The sequence below is a fragment of the Sphingomonas lacunae genome, assembly GCF_012979535.1.
Lineage (GTDB): Bacteria > Pseudomonadota > Alphaproteobacteria > Sphingomonadales > Sphingomonadaceae > Sphingopyxis > Sphingopyxis lacunae.
Map to the genome: position 1 here is coordinate 1,779,933 of NZ_CP053015.1, position 17,900 is coordinate 1,797,832.

The 17,900-nt window shown below is 61.5% G+C and carries 20 protein-coding genes; 17 read left to right on the forward strand and 3 right to left on the reverse strand.

What is annotated here, in order from left to right; translation table 11 throughout:
* The first annotated feature begins 45 nt into the window (after nucleotides 1-45).
* The 3 genes from glmU to GV829_RS08610 are packed head-to-tail and all read left to right on the forward strand — an operon-like array spanning nucleotide 46 to nucleotide 2,427.
* Nucleotides 46-1,407, forward strand: coding sequence for a bifunctional UDP-N-acetylglucosamine diphosphorylase/glucosamine-1-phosphate N-acetyltransferase GlmU (gene glmU, locus GV829_RS08600; protein WP_169945823.1), 1,362 nt, complete (start codon nucleotides 46-48; stop codon nucleotides 1,405-1,407).
* Between the two features lie 5 nt (nucleotides 1,408-1,412).
* Entirely contained in the window at nucleotides 1,413-1,874 is a 462-nt protein-coding gene (locus GV829_RS08605; RefSeq protein WP_169945825.1) for a DUF3291 domain-containing protein, read from the forward strand.
* A 10-nt stretch (nucleotides 1,875-1,884) separates the two neighbouring features.
* Nucleotides 1,885-2,427, forward strand: a complete 543-nt coding sequence (locus GV829_RS08610) for a GNAT family N-acetyltransferase (protein WP_169945827.1) — start codon at nucleotides 1,885-1,887, stop codon at nucleotides 2,425-2,427.
* Here GV829_RS08610 and GV829_RS08615 read toward each other — a convergent pair.
* Nucleotides 2,415-3,122 (reverse strand): glutathione S-transferase family protein, encoded by a 708-nt coding sequence (locus GV829_RS08615; protein ID WP_169945829.1) that lies wholly within the window; start codon nucleotides 3,120-3,122, stop codon nucleotides 2,415-2,417. The two genes, GV829_RS08610 and GV829_RS08615, sit on opposite strands and share 13 nt — an antisense overlap.
* Before the next feature lie 118 nt (nucleotides 3,123-3,240).
* On the opposite strand from GV829_RS08615, the gene GV829_RS08620 reads away from it, so the two are divergent.
* From GV829_RS08620 to GV829_RS08645, 6 genes are read left to right on the forward strand one after another with little or no spacing between them, the layout of a single operon-like run.
* Nucleotides 3,241-3,489 carry a ribbon-helix-helix domain-containing protein gene (locus tag GV829_RS08620; RefSeq protein ID WP_169945831.1) on the forward strand — a complete coding sequence of 83 codons (249 nt, stop codon included), beginning with the start codon at nucleotides 3,241-3,243 and terminating at the stop codon, nucleotides 3,487-3,489.
* Nucleotides 3,490-3,510: 21 nt separating this feature from the next.
* The gene (locus tag GV829_RS08625; RefSeq protein ID WP_169945833.1) at nucleotides 3,511-3,876 is read left to right on the forward strand and encodes a type II toxin-antitoxin system VapC family toxin; all 366 of its coding nucleotides are present in this window, start codon (nucleotides 3,511-3,513) and stop codon (nucleotides 3,874-3,876) included.
* A gap of 21 nt (nucleotides 3,877-3,897) precedes the next feature.
* On the forward strand, nucleotides 3,898-5,721 hold the full coding sequence (gene glmS, locus GV829_RS08630) for a glutamine--fructose-6-phosphate transaminase (isomerizing) (protein WP_169945835.1): 1,824 nt from the start codon (nucleotides 3,898-3,900) through the stop codon (nucleotides 5,719-5,721).
* A 26-nt stretch (nucleotides 5,722-5,747) separates the two neighbouring features.
* The gene (locus GV829_RS08635; RefSeq protein WP_169945837.1) at nucleotides 5,748-6,248 is read left to right on the forward strand and encodes an STM3941 family protein; all 501 of its coding nucleotides are present in this window, start codon (nucleotides 5,748-5,750) and stop codon (nucleotides 6,246-6,248) included.
* 17 nt (nucleotides 6,249-6,265) lie between these two features.
* The gene (locus tag GV829_RS08640) at nucleotides 6,266-6,544 is read left to right on the forward strand and encodes a hypothetical protein (RefSeq protein ID WP_169945839.1); all 279 of its coding nucleotides are present in this window, start codon (nucleotides 6,266-6,268) and stop codon (nucleotides 6,542-6,544) included.
* Nucleotides 6,541-7,260, forward strand: a complete 720-nt coding sequence (locus GV829_RS08645; RefSeq protein ID WP_169945841.1) for a M50 family metallopeptidase — start codon at nucleotides 6,541-6,543, stop codon at nucleotides 7,258-7,260. The genes GV829_RS08640 and GV829_RS08645 overlap by 4 nt, the downstream gene beginning before the upstream one ends.
* A 22-nt stretch (nucleotides 7,261-7,282) precedes the next feature.
* Here the strand turns inward: GV829_RS08645 and GV829_RS08650 are convergent, their stop codons facing one another.
* Nucleotides 7,283-9,067, reverse strand: coding sequence for an SLC13 family permease (locus GV829_RS08650; RefSeq protein ID WP_169945843.1), 1,785 nt, complete (start codon nucleotides 9,065-9,067; stop codon nucleotides 7,283-7,285).
* A gap of 298 nt (nucleotides 9,068-9,365) precedes the next feature.
* On the opposite strand from GV829_RS08650, the gene GV829_RS08655 reads away from it, so the two are divergent.
* The 8 genes from GV829_RS08655 to GV829_RS08690 all read left to right on the forward strand — a co-directional run bounded on the left by GV829_RS08655 (nucleotide 9,366) and on the right by GV829_RS08690 (nucleotide 16,469).
* Nucleotides 9,366-9,965, forward strand: a complete 600-nt coding sequence (locus tag GV829_RS08655) for a hypothetical protein (RefSeq protein ID WP_169945845.1) — start codon at nucleotides 9,366-9,368, stop codon at nucleotides 9,963-9,965.
* Nucleotides 9,966-10,082: 117 nt separating this feature from the next.
* Nucleotides 10,083-10,751, forward strand: a complete 669-nt coding sequence (locus GV829_RS08660) for an HAD family hydrolase (RefSeq protein WP_169945847.1) — start codon at nucleotides 10,083-10,085, stop codon at nucleotides 10,749-10,751.
* Nucleotides 10,752-10,993: 242 nt separating this feature from the next.
* Nucleotides 10,994-11,143 (forward strand): hypothetical protein, encoded by a 150-nt coding sequence (locus GV829_RS08665; RefSeq protein ID WP_169945848.1) that lies wholly within the window; start codon nucleotides 10,994-10,996, stop codon nucleotides 11,141-11,143.
* 433 nt (nucleotides 11,144-11,576) lie between these two features.
* The gene (locus GV829_RS08670) at nucleotides 11,577-12,569 is read left to right on the forward strand and encodes an LLM class flavin-dependent oxidoreductase (protein ID WP_169945850.1); all 993 of its coding nucleotides are present in this window, start codon (nucleotides 11,577-11,579) and stop codon (nucleotides 12,567-12,569) included.
* A 125-nt stretch (nucleotides 12,570-12,694) separates the two neighbouring features.
* Nucleotides 12,695-13,879 carry an aspartate aminotransferase family protein gene (locus GV829_RS08675; RefSeq protein ID WP_169945853.1) on the forward strand — a complete coding sequence of 395 codons (1,185 nt, stop codon included), beginning with the start codon at nucleotides 12,695-12,697 and terminating at the stop codon, nucleotides 13,877-13,879.
* 44 nt (nucleotides 13,880-13,923) lie between these two features.
* Nucleotides 13,924-14,868, forward strand: a complete 945-nt coding sequence (argF, locus tag GV829_RS08680; protein ID WP_169945855.1) for an ornithine carbamoyltransferase — start codon at nucleotides 13,924-13,926, stop codon at nucleotides 14,866-14,868.
* A 75-nt stretch (nucleotides 14,869-14,943) separates the two neighbouring features.
* On the forward strand, nucleotides 14,944-15,873 hold the full coding sequence (locus GV829_RS08685; RefSeq protein WP_169945857.1) for an Hsp33 family molecular chaperone HslO: 930 nt from the start codon (nucleotides 14,944-14,946) through the stop codon (nucleotides 15,871-15,873).
* A 182-nt stretch (nucleotides 15,874-16,055) separates the two neighbouring features.
* On the forward strand, nucleotides 16,056-16,469 hold the full coding sequence (locus GV829_RS08690) for a DUF3617 domain-containing protein (RefSeq protein WP_169945858.1): 414 nt from the start codon (nucleotides 16,056-16,058) through the stop codon (nucleotides 16,467-16,469).
* 157 nt (nucleotides 16,470-16,626) lie between these two features.
* On the opposite strand, the gene GV829_RS08695 is transcribed toward GV829_RS08690, so the two are convergent.
* Nucleotides 16,627-17,679, reverse strand: a complete 1,053-nt coding sequence (locus tag GV829_RS08695; protein WP_169945860.1) for an aspartate-semialdehyde dehydrogenase — start codon at nucleotides 17,677-17,679, stop codon at nucleotides 16,627-16,629.
* Nucleotides 17,680-17,900: the final 221 nt, after the last annotated feature.

Consider the following 17,900-nt stretch of genomic DNA (forward strand, 5'->3'; position numbering starts at 1 on the left):
CAAAGGGAGCGCCAGACCAGAAACTCAGCCAGTCGAGGCAAACGCATGACCAATCCCGCCCTCCGCCGCCCGCTCGCCGCCGTCATTCTCGCCGCGGGGCAGGGGACGCGGATGAAGTCGGCCAAACACAAGGTTCTCCACCCTCTCGCAGGCAAGCCGATGCTGGCGCATCTGCTTGATACGGTGGCCGGGCTTGGTGCCGAACGCACCGTTGTGGTTGTCGGCGCGGGCGGGGATCAGGTCGAGGCCGCCGTGGCTCACCGAGAAGTTGATATCGCCTGGCAGCGTGAGCAACTCGGCACAGGCCACGCCGTGCTGCAAGCCAAGGAAGCGCTGGCTGGCTTCGGCGGGGACGTCCTCATCCTCTATGGCGATGTGCCGCTGGTCAGCGCCGCGACGATGCAGCGCATGATCGACCGGCTCAACTTCGGCATCGAACCGCGCGCGGTCGTCCTTGGCTTCCGCCCTGACAATGCCGGGGCCTATGGCCGCATCATCGCCAAGGCTGATGGCACCATCGAGAAAATGGTCGAGTATAAGGACGCGAGCGAGGCCGAACGCGCCGTTGACCTGTGCAACTCCGGCCTCATGGCGGTTCGCTCGACCGACCTGTTCGTTCTGCTCGACAAGATCGGCAACGATAATGCGGCGGGCGAATATTATCTCCCCGACATCGTCATGCTTCCGGGGCAGGCGAGCGCGGTGATCGAAGTGGAAGACCCCGCCGAAGTCACCGGCGTCAACAGCCGCGCCGAACTCGCCGCGCTCGAATTGGTCTGGCAGCAAAGACGTCGCGTCCAGGCCATGGCCGATGGCGTCAGCCTCGTCGCGCCCGAAACCGTCTGGTTCAGCCACGATACCGCCATCGCCCGCGATGTGACGATCCACCCGAATGTCGTCTTCGGCCCCGGCGTGAAAATCAGTGAAGGCGCGACCATCCACGCCTTCTCGCATCTCGAAGGGGCAGATGTCGGCCCCAAGGCCGAGGTCGGCCCCTATGCCCGCCTGCGCCCCGGCGCGATTCTTGAGGAAAAGGCCAAGGTCGGCAATTTCGTCGAGATGAAAAAGGCGCGCATGGGCAAAGGCGCGAAAGCCAGCCACCTCACCTACCTCGGCGATGCCGATGTCGGCGCGGGCGCTAACATTGGCGCGGGCACCATCACCTGCAATTATGATGGCTATTTCAAATATCCGACCGTGATTGGCGAAGGTGCCTTCATCGGCAGCAACTCGTCACTCGTCGCGCCGGTCACCATCGGCGCCGGTGCCATCGTTGGCGCGGGCGGTGTCGTCACCAAGGACGTGACTGCCGACGCCCTTGCCCTCATTCGAGCACCCCAGACCGAGAAGCCCGGCTGGGCCAAGCGCTTCCGCGACGCGATGTTGGCGAAGAAGGCGGTGAAGTAACACGCATGACGACCCGCCACGTCGCTCAGATCAATGTTGCCCGCTTCCGCGTGGCCAAGGATGATCCGGTCAACGCCCCCTTCATGGCCGCGCTCGATCATGTCAATGCCATGGCCGATGCTAGCGATGGCTTCATCTGGCGGTTGGTGGGCGATGGCAATGATGCCACCGATGTCGAGGTCATCCCTGGCGATCCCGACTTCATCGTCAACATGTCTGTCTGGCGCGATATCGCCTCGCTCGAAGCCTTTGCCTATCGCCAGCCAGACCATCGCAAGGTCCTGTCTCAACGCGCCGAATGGTTTGATGTGATGGAGCCTTCCTTCTGCCTGTGGTGGGTGCCGGTCGGCCATATCCCGACGGTCGAGGAAGGCATCGCCATGCTGGCCCGGCTCAAGGCCGAGGGGGCGGGGGATGAGGTGTTCACCTTTGCCTCTTGGAAAGCATCGCGGGCGGGCAGGGGTTGAGCGTCCAACCATGCTGCCCACGCTCATCGCATCGCGCCTGACCCTGCGCCCCTTGCGCGACGAGGACTCCGCGGCTCTTCACCCGGTCTTCGCCGATCCCGCCGTGATGCAATGGTGGTCGCATGGTCCGCACCAGTCGCCGGAAAAAACACGAGAAGTCGTCGCGCTCAACGCGTTGCAGGAACCCGGCTATGCCTGCTGGGCCATCACACTCGATGGTGGCGCGGCGCATGGCTGGGTGACGCTCAAGGACCGCCGTCCCGGCGTCAGTGAGATCGGCTATCTGATTGGCCGCAGCCTTTGGGGGCAGGGCTATGGCCGCGAAGCAGTCACCGCGGTGCTCGACCATGGGTTTGCATGTCCGGGCCAGCGACGTGTCTATGCCGATGTCGACCCCGAGAACGCCCCCTCAATCCGTCTGCTCGAACGGCTGGGCTTTGTCCTCGAAGGGCATTTGCGCGAGGAATGGGAAACCCACATCGGCGTGCGCGACACCATCCTCTATGGCCTGTTGGCGCGGGAGTGGCTGGGCAGGGCAGCTCAGGCCGGATAGAATCGCGCTGCAAACCGCTCGAGAAAGCTGACCAGATTGGCGTGGCCGGCAATCACCGGCTTTATCGGGCTGGCAAATCCGACCTGATAAACATTCGCCAGCAGCGAATAGACGACGCAGTCGGTTTCGGTCGGCTCATCGCCAAAGAACCAGTCCTGCCCGTCCAGCATGGCGGCCAAGGCATCAATGTCGCGCTTGGCAATGGCGGCGATTTCCTCCGGGCTATGGTGGCCCATGCCCTGGCCTTTGAGCTGTTTCAGCACGCCGCGCCGGGCAAAAGGCGCCATGATGGTGCGCGGGATCGCCGGGATGCCGCCCAGCACGCTGCCTTTCAGCACCGGCCAGTTCTCGGCCGTGTTCCACCGGTCATTGACCATCGCCCAATAGAGATTTTCCTCGACCAACCGCTGGATCGCCAGCGCCTGCCCGCGCTGCGCCTGAGTCAGGCAGGCGTCGGGATCAACCCCGAAGCGCTCCTTCAGATAGAGGATGATCAGCGTCGAATCACCGATCTTGCGCCCCTCATGCTCGATCCACGGCGCCTTGCCCTTGGGCCCGCCGAATGGCGTCGTCGCCGTCACCGCCTCATGCGGGATGCCGGTCATCCGCAAAAAGGCGTCGAGCTTCAAACAGAAGGGGCTCACCGAAACCAGCCCCCAACCGCCGGGCAGATGATACGCCACCACCTTGTCCATTGCACACCCCATCACAGCCTCGACGCACCCAGCATGACAGACTGTTTCGATAGCGAAAGGGAAAAGTGGCGCCGCGCTGCCTTGACATGATATCATGATATGATATCAGTATATCATCATGGCGCGCATCCTTACCGACATCCCCGACGAAGACATTGAAAAGCTCGATGCCCTCGCCAAGCGGCAGGGGAAATCGCGTGCGGCGGAAATCCGTGAGGCGATCCAGCTGTATCTGGTTCAGCATGCAGACAATCAGGACTGGATCACGCGGGGTGCGGGCTTGTGGAAGCACAAGTCCGACATTGGTGATGCCGTCGAGTATCAGAGGGCGATGCGGGAAGACCGCCGGCCCTATGATGATGTCTGAGACACGGTCTGCTGACTGAGCATGTCTGCCCCCTTTTTCGACACCAATATCCTGATCGACTGGTTGAAGGATGATCGCAGGGCGACCAGCGAGCTGTCGCGCTACAAAAAGCATCGCATCAGCCGGATTGTATGGACGGAATTGTTGGCCGGTGTACCGCTTGAGGAGCGTGCAACCCTGCAGCAGGCGCTGTCCGCGTTCGAAGTGGTGGAAATCGACGCCCGTATTGCCACGGCCGCTGCCGACATCCGCTATCGCGCGCGAATGAAGTTGATGGATGCCTATATCCTTGCCACGGCGCAGGTGAATGGATCGATCCTGATTACACGAAATACCAAGGATTTCCCGGCAGAGATGCCGGGCATCCGTGTCCCCTACACCCTTTGACCAGAAAGCGGCTTTTGAACCATGTGCGGAATTATCGGTATCGTTGGCAAGGAACCTGTGGCCGATCGTCTGGTCGATGGCCTCCGCCGAATGGAGTATCGCGGCTATGACAGCGCCGGCGTCTGCTCCGTGCAGGACGGCCAACTGATCCGCCGCCGGGCGGAGGGCAAGCTCAACAATCTGGTCAAGGAACTGGCCGGCAATCCGGCGCCCGGCCTGATCGGCATCGCCCACACACGCTGGGCCACCCACGGCGCGCCGACCACGTCGAACGCCCATCCGCATGCGACCGGCGAAGTCGCCCTCGTCCACAATGGCATCATCGAGAATTTCAAGCCGCTGCGGGATGCACTGATCGCCCGTGGCCGCACCTTTGAATCGGAAACCGATACCGAAGTCGTCGCCCACCTCGTCTCCGAACATGTCGAGGCCGGCAAGTCGCCTACCGATGCCGTCAAGGCGGTGCTGCCGACCCTGCGCGGCGCCTTCGCGCTCGCCATCGCCTTCCGCAGCCATGACGACATGCTTATCGGCGCCCGTCTGGGCTCGCCACTGGTTGTCGGCTATGGCGATGGCGAAACCTATCTCGGCTCGGACGCGCTGGCGCTGGCCCCGCTGACCCAGCGCATCGCCTATCTTGAGGAAGGCGACTGGGTGATCATCACCCGCGACGGCGCGCAGATTTTCGACAAGGACAATGCGCCGGTCACGCGGGATGTCACAATCTCCGGCGTCACCGCCGCTGCGGTCGAGAAGGGGCCCTATCGCCACTTCATGCAGAAAGAGATTTTCGAGCAGCCGACCGTCGTCGCCCAGACGCTGCAAAGCTACATCCGCGCGGTCGAGATGCAGGTTGCCCTGCCGCAAATGGACTTTGACCTGAGCGCCATCAAGCGGATCACCATAGTCGCCTGCGGCACCAGCTATTATGCCGGCATGGTCGCCAAATATTGGTTCGAAACCTTTGCCCGCGTGCCCGTCGATATCGATGTCGCCAGCGAATTCCGTTACCGCGATCCGGTACTTGAACCCGGTGGCCTTGCCCTGTTCATCAGCCAGTCGGGCGAAACCGCCGACACGCTCGCCGCACTGCGCCACTGCAAGGAGCAGGGGCAGACTATCGCCGTCGTCGTCAATGTGCCGACCAGCAGCATGGCGCGTGAGGCCGACCTGTTGCTGCCGACCCATGCCGGCCCGGAGATCGGCGTCGCCTCGACCAAGGCCTTCACCTGCCAGCTCGCCGTCCTCGCCGCGCTGGCCGCGCATCTCGCGGTGGTCAAGGGACGGATGAGCCGCGCCGAGGAGCAGGAGGTGGTCAAGCACCTCATCGAGGCCCCCGCCGCGCTCAATGCCGCGCTGGCGCATGATGAGGATATCGCCGCCATGGCGCACCTCATTGCCCCGGCCCGCGATGTCCTCTACCTCGGCCGTGGCCCGGACTATCCGCTGGCGATGGAAGGTGCGCTGAAACTCAAGGAAATCAGCTATATCCACGCCGAAGGCTATGCCAGCGGAGAGATGAAGCATGGCCCGATCGCGCTGATCGACGAAGCCGTTCCCGTCATCGTGCTTGCACCCTCCGGACCGCTGTTTGAAAAGACCGTCAGCAACATGCAGGAAGTCCGCGCCCGTGGCGGCAAGATCGTCCTGGTGTCGGATGCCGAGGGTCTCGCGGAGGCCGGTGAAGGTTGCCTCGCCACGATCGAGATGCCCAAAGTCCACCCCCTCATCGCGCCGCTCGTATATGCCGTGCCGGTGCAGCTCCTCGCCTATCACGTCGCCTGCGCCAAAGGTACGGATGTCGACCAGCCGCGCAATCTCGCCAAGAGCGTGACAGTGGAGTAGCCTCCGCCAGCACAGTGGGGATGATCATGCACAACTTCGTGGCAAAACCGAGCCGTTGGCGCATGGCGCTGCTCGGGTTGGGCGCAGTTGGCTTTGTTGTCCTGGGCGTGTGGATTGCCGGACTGCTGGGGAACCCGCCGAAGCCTGGCAGGGAATGGGCCGGTTGGCTGGCGATTGTCTTCTTTGGTCTCTGTACCCTGATGATCGGGCGTCGGCTGTTCGATACCGAAGATCAGGTCCGCATTGATGCGCAGGGCATTGTCAGCAAGCAATGGTCAGCACAAACGATCCCCTGGTCGGCCATCGCCGACATTTCGGTGTGGGAATATCGCCACCAGAAATCGATCATCCTGCACCTGCACGATCCGGCGCAATTTCCATCAACTACCCTTGCCGGCAAGTTGGCGGGGGCCAATCGTGCCCTGACCGGTGGAGATATCGCCATCAGCCTGACCGGGACAACCGGCAGGTTTGACGATGCCATGGCGGCTATCGGGCTTCATTTTCGTCCCGGCGGAATGACATGATGGGTGCCTGAACCGATATGTCCGACCCGGCCACCGCGCTGCTTGCCCTGTTCTTCTTTTGCCTGCCCTGGCTGTTGATCTGGCAGATGGTCCGGGTCCGTCGGCGCGTACGTCAACAGGAAAGGCAAAGGCCGGACGTGGTGTCGCCGGTCAGGGCGGCGCATGTCGATGCCCTGTCGGTAGATGCCGATGGCCGCATTACCGCCCGGCCCGACAGTTTCGATCCTGCGCTTGCCGCCGCCGACCGCAACAGCCTCGCCGCCGATGATCTCAAAAATCTTGAGGGGCGGCGTTGAACTGGCTCAAACGCCTATTGAGACCGCTGGCCACACTTGTGTCGATCATTGCCAGTTTCATGTTTGTCGGCGCGGCGCACGACTGGCTGCCATATTGGTCGACACTTGCCATCTTTGGCATGATCCTGCTGATCATCACTTTTGTCATCTTCGTCCATGAACTTGGTCACGCCCTTGCCTTTCGCTGGCAGGGGGGCACGGTGGACGAATTCGCCGTCCTGTTCCTCGCTTGGCGGCGATCGCGCCAGGGCAAGCCTGGCGGCATGGGCTGGGCTCGCCGCATGGGGGCCGATATTGGCGGCTATGTGATTGGCCATTTCGGTGCGACCATCCGGACCCGCCGCAAGGCCATATGGGTTGCCGCTGGCGGCCCATTGGCCAATGGCCTGCTTACTATTCTTTGTCTGTTGGCGGCTTGGTCGATTAACGCGATGACGGCGCCTGATATGCCGTCATCGTCAGCAACCGGGCTGGAAATTGTCGCCGGATCCCCGCCAGAGACTGCCGATCTTGGCCAACTGCCCGATGCCGATGAAGTGCAACAGATTTTCGACCAGGTTGAACGGATACAAAAACTCGAGGCAGCGCAAGCCATTCTGGTGCTGATTGGCTTGAATTCGCTGATGACAGGCCTGCTCAACCTCATCCCCTTTTCGGGAAGTGACGGTTATGCGATTCTGCGCCATTGGCTCCAACGACGGGGACGTGATGGCTGAGATGCCTGACCGTCGGGCCTGCTTACAGATTGTATCGGAACACTAATAATGTGGAGAGCGTCACAATCATCAACGCCACCAGCGGCAGGCCGGTACGCACATAATCCTTAAAGGCATAATCACCTTCGGCCATGATCATCATATTTGTCTGATAGGCGATGGGTGTGGCGTAACAGAGGTTGCAACCGAACAGCACCGCCAGAACCAAGGGTTCGGGCGGCAGGCCCAGCGACTGAGCCAGGCTGAAGGCTATGGGTGTGCCCACCGCTGCGGCGGTGGCGTTCGATGCAAAATTGGTCAGCACTGTGACAAACAGCATGATCGCACCCAGCACACCCGCCGCCGGCAGGAACTGCAGGATGAGTGCCAGCAATTCACCAAGCCACTCGGCCGCACCGGTCACCAGAACCAACTTGCCCAGTGCGATACTCGCTGCGACCAGCACGATTACCTGCGCTGACAGGGCCCGGCCTACCCGCTCAAACTTCACGCAACCTGTGACGAACATCAAAACCGCACCGCCCAAGGCCGAAATCGCGATTGGCATCAGACCCAGACTGGCCATGCCGACCGATCCGACCATGATGGCCAGCGCCAACGGCGCCTTGTTCGAACGCGGCAATTCGGTACCGCCCTCCAGGATCAGCAGGCCGTCGCGTTGGGCAAAGGCTTGCGCATTCTCGGTCGTGGCCAGGACCAGCAATATGTCGCCCTCGCGCAGTGGCGCTTCTGCTGAAGGATCGCGTGTCTGGTTGAGGAACCCGCGAGCTGGCCGCACGCCCAAGATGGCGACATCTTCCAAACCGGCGTTTTGCAGCGTCAGTCCGATCAGCCGGGAATCGGGAGCGATGGTCATCTCCGTCCGGGCAAGGTCGATGTTCCGGGCCTGCGCCTCCTGTCGCAATCGGGCCATGAGCCAGCCGGGTGCAGGCGTCGCGTTCAACCGCCGCGCGGCTTCTTCGAGTGAATCCTGGGAGCCTGACAGGTTAAGTCGCATCCCTGGCTTGACGAGTTCTTCGATCGGCGTGTCGAACCTGATGTCGGCGGGCAACATTGCGGCGAGCATGGCCTGGGACTTTCCATAGGCGGATGTTTCGGTGCCCAGCCGGAACGTAGCGCAATAGCGGCGAAGTTCAGGTCCAGCTTCGCGGGAATTGTCGGGCAGCAAGCGGGGAACGACCAGCCAGATATAGGGCAACGCAATCAGTGCCGCGACCAGGACGATTTCAGTGAAATGAAAGACACCAATCGGCCTCATGCCCAGATCGGTGGCGATCGACACGACCAGCAGATTGGTCGACGTGCCGATGGTCGTCGCCATGCCGCCGATCAGTATCGCGGCATTGACCGGAATCAGCGTCTTGGACGCCGGCATGCCCCCCTTGTGCGCCAACTGCACAAGGATCGGCAGCAGCAAAACCAGGACGGGTGTGTCGTTGATAATCATGCTCATGCACAGCGCGATGATCAGTGTTATCAAAAGCCCCAGCTGCTGGTTCGTTTGCCAAACCCAATTGAGAGCGCGGGCTGCGGGGTCGAGAGCGCCGGTGACCACCAATCCGCGGCCCAGGATCATCAAGGCACAGATGGTTATCAGCGCATGATGGCCGAAACCTGAAAAGGCAAGAACCAGCCCGTCGCTGGGTGCTGTCCCTGGCATTGGGAAAAAATAGAGGCCGAGGGCTATGACCCCGATCGTTATGAGCGAGATGATCTCAACGCGCGCCCGCCCACTGGCGAAACCATAAAACATGCCCGCGGCAATCAGTATCGAGGCAAGCGCATGAACTGTAGGGAAGCCCACCATGGCCCATGCATAGGGCTTCAGGCCATTTTAGGCTAGCGGCCTTGCTGACGGCCATCCTGTCACACATGGCTGCCCAGCCGCAGGGAAAGGGATTGACGGGCGCCGTGTCCCGTGCACTGGGCGCTTCCCGGCCAATGGAATTTCCCGTTTTATTCAATTTTATCATTGGGTCGGTTCATGCTGGTCGGTTGCTTTCCCATGACACATATTGTCTGTCTGCCGGGGCTGGCATGGGCCAAGCAGGACCAGCAGGGGATAAAGACAGGGGGAAGCGATGGTGTGTTCTGGATGCGGGGCGATGATGGCGCCGCACGCGGCCTTTTGCGGGCAATGTGGTGCGGCCCAGCCCCGAAAAGCCGGCATTTCGTACAACCGGATGATCGGCGTGGGCTTGTTGGTTGCCGGGGTAACAGTCGCGGCAATATTCGGCGGCTATTGGCTCGGACGGCAGGATTCAGCCAGCCCAGATACGGCTGGGCTGGGGCCGACTGATTCGATCACGCCGATACCGGGCAAATCGACCGGCGAAACAGGTCGTCCAATGGTTGATGGGCCGGTCGCATCGCCACCAGTGCAGGCGCCGATCCCAGCGCCTGTTCGGGCTCCGGCCTTTCTCGACAGTTCGGTAACGTTGGGGGAATGGAAATTTTACGTCATTCTGGGCAGCGCGCCCCAAGGTTCGGGCAATGCCGCCACGCGCGCCGCGCAATTGAACCGTTGCCTGGGTTATCAACCCGCAACAGACTTCACCTATGCCTTTGAAGGCCTCGCGCCCGATCTCGAATTTGTCCACCTTGGTGGCTATTCGACAATGAGCCAGGCCAATCGGGTAGTCGCGTGGGCGCGGGGTTGTGTGCCTGATGCCTATGTCAAACGGGCGAAGTTCCTTTTCGATTGACACATTCGCTTCGGCGGAACCAATTGCCATGACTGTCTTTCACACGCATTTGAACCTATCTGGCCCCTGTCGCCGGTCAGGGCTGCTGCGGCCAGCCCGGCCATCAAGTGAATCCCCATGACTCCCACCGCGATCATCTTCGATTTTGACGGCGTGATTGCTGACAGCGAGGTGCCCGCCAACCGTGCGCTCGCCGAAAGTCTCACCGCCATCGGCCTGCCGACGACCTTTGAGGACAGCCTGCGCGACTATTACGGCCATAACTGGCAGGAAACCCAGCGGCGCATTGAGGCGCGACTGGGCAGGGCTCTGCCCGAAGATTTCCGCGATACCCATCGCGCCCGCGCCCGGGCGCATTTTGCGGCGGGATTTGATCCCGTCCCGGGAGCGCGGGTATTTCTCGACCGCACGAGCCACCTACCCCGTGCGATCGCCTCTTCCTCCAATGCCGCCTACATAGGCTGGGCGCTCGATCGCTTTGGCTTGGGCCATCACTTCACCGGACAGGTGCACAGCGCAGACGGGATGGAGCGCGGCAAGCCGCATCCTGATATTTACCTTCAGGCCGCGGCCGCGTTGGGCGTCGATTCTGCACACTGCCTCGCCATCGAAGACAGTCCGACTGGTGCCCGCGCGGCGGTGGCGGCGGGGATGCGGGTCGTTGGCCTCCTTGCGGCCGGGCATATCGCCGACCGCGCCAGTCATGGCGAGAGCCTGCGTGCCGTGGGTGTCCACCATGTCGCGGCCGATTTCCACGCGGTCGCCCGTTTTGCCGGCCTTGGCTGAGCGCAGCGATCACTCCGGCTTGCCACTGGCCGTCCCGCATGGAACAGTGTGGTCATGACCATCGCCATCATTGCTGCCGTCGTCATCATCTCGCTGTTTGTTCACATCGCCCTGTTCCTATGGATCAGGGCCAAGGTGCGCGGGGCCCGGCGGGATTGATTGTTGCTCGTGGCCATTGCCATTCCTGCCATCGCGCTGGTAGCTAATGCTTCGGATCGTGTGAAACATGGGGGTAATCGCGCGTGGACAATTTCTGGATCATTGCCATCGGTTTCATGGCCATCATCCTTTATCACACTGTCCGCTGGTTTCTGGGAATGAAGCCCGACCTGCCGTCACAGGACAGCGACGACGGCTGGCACATCAGCAGCAGTGACGACGACCGGGATTGAATCTCTCTCCCATGGCAATCGTCGACAGGCCTTTCCTACATGGCTGCAATCATGAGATGATGGGCCATGCCTTCGCTGCTACTTCCTGACCCGCCGCCTCATGCGCGCCTGGCCGATTCCACCCGGCAAACCACGGTCGATGACAATGCACACAAGGTGGTTTTTGCAATGGTTTGCATGATTTCCTATTTACGCACCTCGGCGGGCCGCTGATCGACGTGTTTCTCCCGCGCTGGGGTGTAAACCAGTGTCAACCAATTTCACCCTCCATTACGCACTCTATCTCGCCTTCTATCGTGGCGTTAACTTTTGCCCTTTGGCCCCGGATTGGCCGCATCCCGCGACAGGCACCAGCTTGCGTCGGCTCCGCACCATCGCCACTATGCGAGTCGGTTTTTCCCGGCCGTTTCAGGCCGGCGCATAGGATGCTGTCATGCCCCGCCTGTCCATGCTCGATCTTGTCCCCGTGACCCAGGGCGGCAGCATCGCTGCCTCGCTGGCCAACGCCGCCGATATTGCCCGGCACATCGAAAGCCTTGGTTTTTCGCGTTATTGGGTGGCCGAACATCATGGCATGCCGGGCATTGCCGGGGCTGCGACTTCGGTCGTCCTTGCCCACGTCGGCGCGGCCACCTCGACCATCCGTATCGGCTCGGGCGGAATAATGCTGCCCAACCATGCCCCGCTCGCCATCGCCGAACAGTTCGGCACGCTGGACGCGCTGTACCCCGGCCGCATCGATCTCGGGCTCGGAAGAGCTCCCGGTTCTGACGGGCGCGTGGCCCATGCCCTTCGGCGCAATCTGGCGGGCGATGAACAGCAGTTTCCCCGTGATGTGGTCGAACTCGCCGCTTATTTCGCTGCTGACGAGCGGCTTGGCATCACCGCAGTCCCCGGCGCCGGGGCCAATGTCGAGATGTGGATATTGGGCTCCAGCCTCTATGGCGCGCAACTCGCGGCGATGCTGGGCCTGCCCTATGCCTTCGCCAGCCATTTCGCGCCCGACGCGCTCGATCAGGCGCTCGACATGTACCGGCGCAATTTCAAACCCTCGGCCCGCCTCGAAAAGCCATATTGCGCTGCCGCCTTCAATGTCTTTGCCGCTGATACGGTGGACGAGGCGGAGTTGCTCGCTACCTCTCAGCAACAGGCCTTTGTCGCGCTGCGCACCGGAACACCTGGCCGGATGCCGCCGCCGTTCCCCGGCTATCGCGACACGCTCCCACCGACGGCCCGCGCCATGCTTGACCATGTGCTCCAGTACAGCGCGATTGGCATGGCAGATGACGTCGCTCGCGGCATCGATGCCTTTGTAGCCAAAACCGGCGTGGACGAGGTGATCATAGCCAGTTCGATCTTCGACCATCAGGCCCGCAAGCGCAGCCTGACGATCACCGCGGATGCGGTCCTCAAAGTGGTGGCGTGAGGCTGGCCCACAAAGATTGATTCCCCTGCGTCACGGCAGTATGAGGGGGGCCAGCACATGGCGGCCCGGACAAGGGGTCGCCATTTTGCTTTTGGCTTGGTTGTTTTCACGCACAGGAGAATGAGATGTCGATCACCCCACTCATGCCCGTCTACCCGCGGTGTGGGTTTCGCCCTGTGCGAGGGGAGGGGGCCTATCTGATCTCCGAAGACGGTCGTCGCGCGCTCGATTTCGCCAGCGGCATCGCCGTCAATCTGCTCGGCCACGGCCACCCGCACCTGACCAAGGCGATTGCCGATCAGGCTGCGACGCTGATGCATGTCTCTAACCTTTACGGCAGTCCGCAGGGGGAAAAGTTCGCCCAGCTTCTGGTCGACAACACCTTTGCCGACACCGTCTTCTTCACCAACTCCGGTGCCGAAGCAGTGGAATGCGCTATCAAGACGGCCCGTGCCTATCACCAGTCGGCGGGCTCGGACCGGTACGAGATCATCACCTTCAAAAACGCCTTTCACGGCCGGACGATGGCGACCATCTCGGCGAGCAATCAAGACAAGATGCACAAGGGCTTCCTGCCGCTGCTCGAAGGCTTCAAATATGTCGACTTTGACGATCTCGAAGGGGCCAGGGCGGCCATTGGCCCCAAGACCGCGGCCTTCCTCGTCGAGCCGATCCAGGGTGAAGGCGGCGTGCGTCCGGCTTCTGACAGCTTCATCCAGGGCCTGCGCACGCTGGCCGACGAGCATGGCCTGCTGCTGATCTTTGACGAGGTGCAGTGCGGTGTCGCCCGTACCGGCAAGCTTTACGCCTATGAACATTATGGCGTGACGCCCGACGTAATGGCTTCGGCCAAGGGCATTGGCGGCGGCTTCCCGATGGGTGCCTGCCTCGCCACCGAAACGGCGGCGCGCGGCATGGTCGTCGGCACCCATGGCTCGACCTATGGCGGCAATCCGCTGGCGATGGCGGCGGGCACTGCCGTGTTCGACGTCATCCTTGCCGACGGTTTCATGGACAATGTCACCGCGCTCGGCGCCAAGCTCGAAGCCGCGCTGCACCAGTTCATCGGCAACTACCCCAACCTGTTCACCGGCGTGCGTGGCAAGGGGCTGATGCTCGGTCTGATGATGACACACGAAACGCGCAACTTCGTCGCCCATCTCCGCGACAATCACGGCCTGCTGACAGTGGCGGCAGGCGACAATACGCTGCGTATCCTGCCGCCGCTCACCATAGACCAGTCGCACATCGACGAGTGCATTGAGAAGCTCTCCGCTGGTGCTGCCAGCTATGAGGCACCTGTCGCCTGACCACATCCCTTCCCCGGTGGCGGGGGAGGTACCGGGATAAAACAATGACCCGCAATTTCCTCAATCTCTCCGATGCTGGCGGTGACGCCATCGCAGCGATGATCGCCGACGCAATCGACCGCAAGGCCGCTCGGCGCAACGCCGATGGCTCGGCGTGGCCCAAGGGCCGCGTTGATGCTGACGCCCCGCTTGCCGGGCATGTGCTCGGTATGGTGTTCGAAAAGAACAGCACCCGCACCCGCGTCAGCTTCGACATGGCAATCCGCCAACTGGGCGGCAGCGCGATCATCCTTGACGCCGGCACGTCCCAATTGGGTCGGGGGGAAACGGTGGCCGATACGGCGCGGGTCCTGTCCCGCTATGTCGATATCCTTATGGTCCGTACTGATGATCACGCCAAGGTCGAGGAAATGGCGCATCACGCCAGCGTGCCGGTGATCAACGGCCTCACCGATCTGTCGCATCCCTGCCAGATCATGGCCGACTTGCTGACCCTCATCGAGCATGGCCATGCGCTACCGGGCATGACGGTCGCTTGGCTGGGCGACGGCAACAATGTGCTCAATTCGATTATCGAGGCGGCGGGCCTGATGAAATTCAACGTCCGCATGGCCGTGCCGCAAGGGTATGAGAGCGATGCCGCATTCATCGAACAAGCTCGGGCGGCCGGGGCTTCGGTGACTTTGCACCGCGACGCCATGGAGGCGGTTGCTGGTGCAAATGTGGTCGTCACCGATACATGGGTCTCCATGGGCCAAGATCATGCGCATAACAAGATTGCCGCAATGATGCCCTATCAGGTCAATGACGCGCTCATGGCCGCGGCTGACCCTGGCGCACACTTCCTGCACTGCCTGCCTGCACACCGCGGCGAAGAAGCAACCGATTCTGTGCTTGATGGCGCGCAATCGCTGATCTGGGACGAAGCGGAAAACCGCCTGCATGCCCAGAAGTCGGTTCTGCTGTGGGCATTGGGTAAATTGGGGTGAGCTTGGATTTGGTAGGTTCCATACCTTCTTTTCTTGCCTATCCGGAGCAGGTCAACTGCCGAACAGAAAGATCCCATGACGAGCACCACCGAAACCGGTTTTGACCGCCCGCTCATCTTCACCCTCCCTGCCGAGGATGCACGCGGCCGTGTGGTGCGTCTTGGTCCTGTCCTTGACACCATCCTCTCGGCACACACCTATCCGAAAGTTGCTGAAAAGGTTCTTGCAGAGGCGTTGGTCCTGACCGCGCTGCTCGGCTCCACACTTAAGGAACCGACCAGCCAGCTAACGGTGCAAGCGCAAACGCAGAATGGCCCGATCAGCCTGCTGGTTTGTGACTATGTCGCTGGGCAATTGCGCGGATACCTCTCATTTGACGCAGAGGCACTCACCGCCGCCGGCCCTGAGCCGACCCTGTTCGGTCTGTTTGGGAAGGGTTATCTTGCCCTGACATTTGACCATGGTGCCACCAAGGAGAGGTATCAGGGTGTTGTGCCGCTCGAAGGCTCGTCAATCGCCGAAGCCGCCGAACAATATTTCCGCCAGTCGGAACAGGTGCCAACGGTTGTCCGTATGGCGACTGTGCATGACGCCGGACGCGGCTGCATCGCCGGCGGCGTGCTGGTGCAACAACTGCCGATGGGAGAGGCCGGCGGCGAGAGGCTGGACGTTCAGGCCGAAAGGCGTAACGCTGACGACGCTTGGGATCATGTTGCTGCGATTGCCGAGACAATCACAGCCAATGAATTGACCGATGCAGAGTTGGGTCTGGAGGCACTGGTCTGGCATCTCTACCACGATGAGGAGGAAGTCAGGGTCTATCAGGGCGAAAGCCTTTCAAGAGGCTGCCGTTGTGACCCGGCGTATCTGGCTAGTGTCATCGCGCGTTTTCCTGCCGAAGACCGCGCCGACATGGTCAATGAGACCGGCTCAATCATGATCGACTGTGCCTTTTGCTCCCGTCAGTTCGCAATTGACCCCGAACAGGTTCCTGTGGGCCACTGATTGGATGCGGCAGTGGGCGCTCCGCGTCACATTGTGTTCATGACCTCGCGGGTATGAGCGAAGTGAACGCCGTGACCTTGTCTGGCGTCATCGGGACGCCTATCTTCCAAGGCAAGGGAAGCAAGGGGTCGCTTGTCCGGTGAAGGCAGAACAACACCGGTTACGACAGGATTATGCTGGTTATGACCTTGGTTCCAACCTTAGCTCGCCTCTCAGGCTGGCTTGGCTGCGCTCTGGTTGCAGCCATGCCGGTTGCAGCCCAGGCACCGGGCTTGGCAATGCTTGGCACGCTTGAGCGGGGCCAGTGGCAATTGCGTGACCGCGACGAAGCATCGGCTCCCGTGCGCAACCTCTGCCTCGGCGACGCGCGACTATTGCTGCAATTGCGGCACGAGCGCGCGCAATGCTCGCGCTATGTGATTGAAGACGAAGCCCGAAGTGTAACGATACACTACACCTGTCCAGGCGCCGGCCATGGCCGGACAACGATCCGAAAGGAAACCAGTCGTCTTGTGCAGATAGATACCCAGGGCATTGCCAATGGCGCGCCATTTTCAATTGCCTATGAAGCGCGCCGAATTGGGCCTTGCAACTGATACAGTCGCCACGACCGGGATTAACCCGATCTTAACCATGATCTGACAAAAGAAGTTTGTGACCGGTTTCGACGGCTCACTTCCTCCCTAGCAGATCCTGTAGGATCAAACTGGGCCGCCCCATCGAGCAATCGGGGCGGCCCATTTTCTGTGTCGGTCAGGACAGTCGGCCGCTGACCAATCGTTCGGCCACCTGGACAGCATTCAACGCGGCACCCTTGCGCAGATTGTCGCCGGCGATGAATAGGGCAAGGCCATGGGCAACAGTCGGGTCTTGCCGGATGCGGCCTACGAACACCGGGTCTTGACCCGTAGCTGCGAGCGGATTGGGGCAGTCAGTCAGCACGACGCCTTCGGCATCGGCGAGCAGGGCAGTGGCGTCTCCTACCGAGATCGGTCGATCAAAAGCGACGTTCAGTGACAGGGCATGGCCGGTAAAGACCGGCACGCGGACACAAGTCCCTGACACGGGGAGATCGGGAATGCCCAGGATCTTGCGGCTCTCGTCGCGCAGCTTGGCTTCCTCCTCAGTGTAACCATCGGCGTCGAGAACATAGTTGAGCGGAACTACGTTGAAGCCGATTGGAACCACCCATTTGCGCGGCGTGCCCAGATCGACAGCTTGGTTGTCTTGAGCCAGCGCTTCGCAGCCTGCGGCTCCGGCTTCGATCTGCTCGGCCAACTCCTCAACACCAGCGACACCGCCACCAGATACGGCCTGGTAGGTGGATGCCACGATGCTCTTCAGACCGGCCTTCAGGTGAAGCGGCTTGAGCACGGGCATCGCCACCATGGTGGTACAATTGGGATTGGCAACGATTCCCTTCGGAATGGTGCGCAGCGCGTCGGCGTTGACCTCGGCTACAACTAGCGGGACCTCAGGGTCTGACCGCCATGCCGAGCTGTTGTCGATCACAATCGCTCCGGCTGCAGCGACCTTGGGCGCTAAGGCCTTTGAAGTGGACCCGCCAGCCGAGAAGAAGACGATGTCGAGTCCGGCATAGTCGGCAGTTCCGGCATCTTCGACGACAATGTCCTGGCCTGCAAAACGGACGATCTTGCCGGCAGATTTGGGCGAGGCGAACAGACGGACCGACGCGAGCGGAAATGCTCGTTCCGCCAGAAGGTCGAGCATCATGCTGCCAACGAGGCCGGTAGCTCCGACAATCCCGACATGGGGCTTGGACGGAAATGAGGGGGATTCAGTCATGGCAATGCGTTTCCTTCTCTCTTGGGGAAGGCGCGGGATCTGCCGGTGTTGTGAAACCGAATGCCCCGCGCTTTCGCGGGGCTCTGTCCGTCTGGGCTCAGCCGTTGATTGACCGAGCACAACCGGACGCCCCGCGGGTGCGGGTCGTTTTGGTAATAATCGGATTGATCATCTGAATGGACATCGGAGCGGCGCTTAGCTCAACATATGCTTTAGGTAAA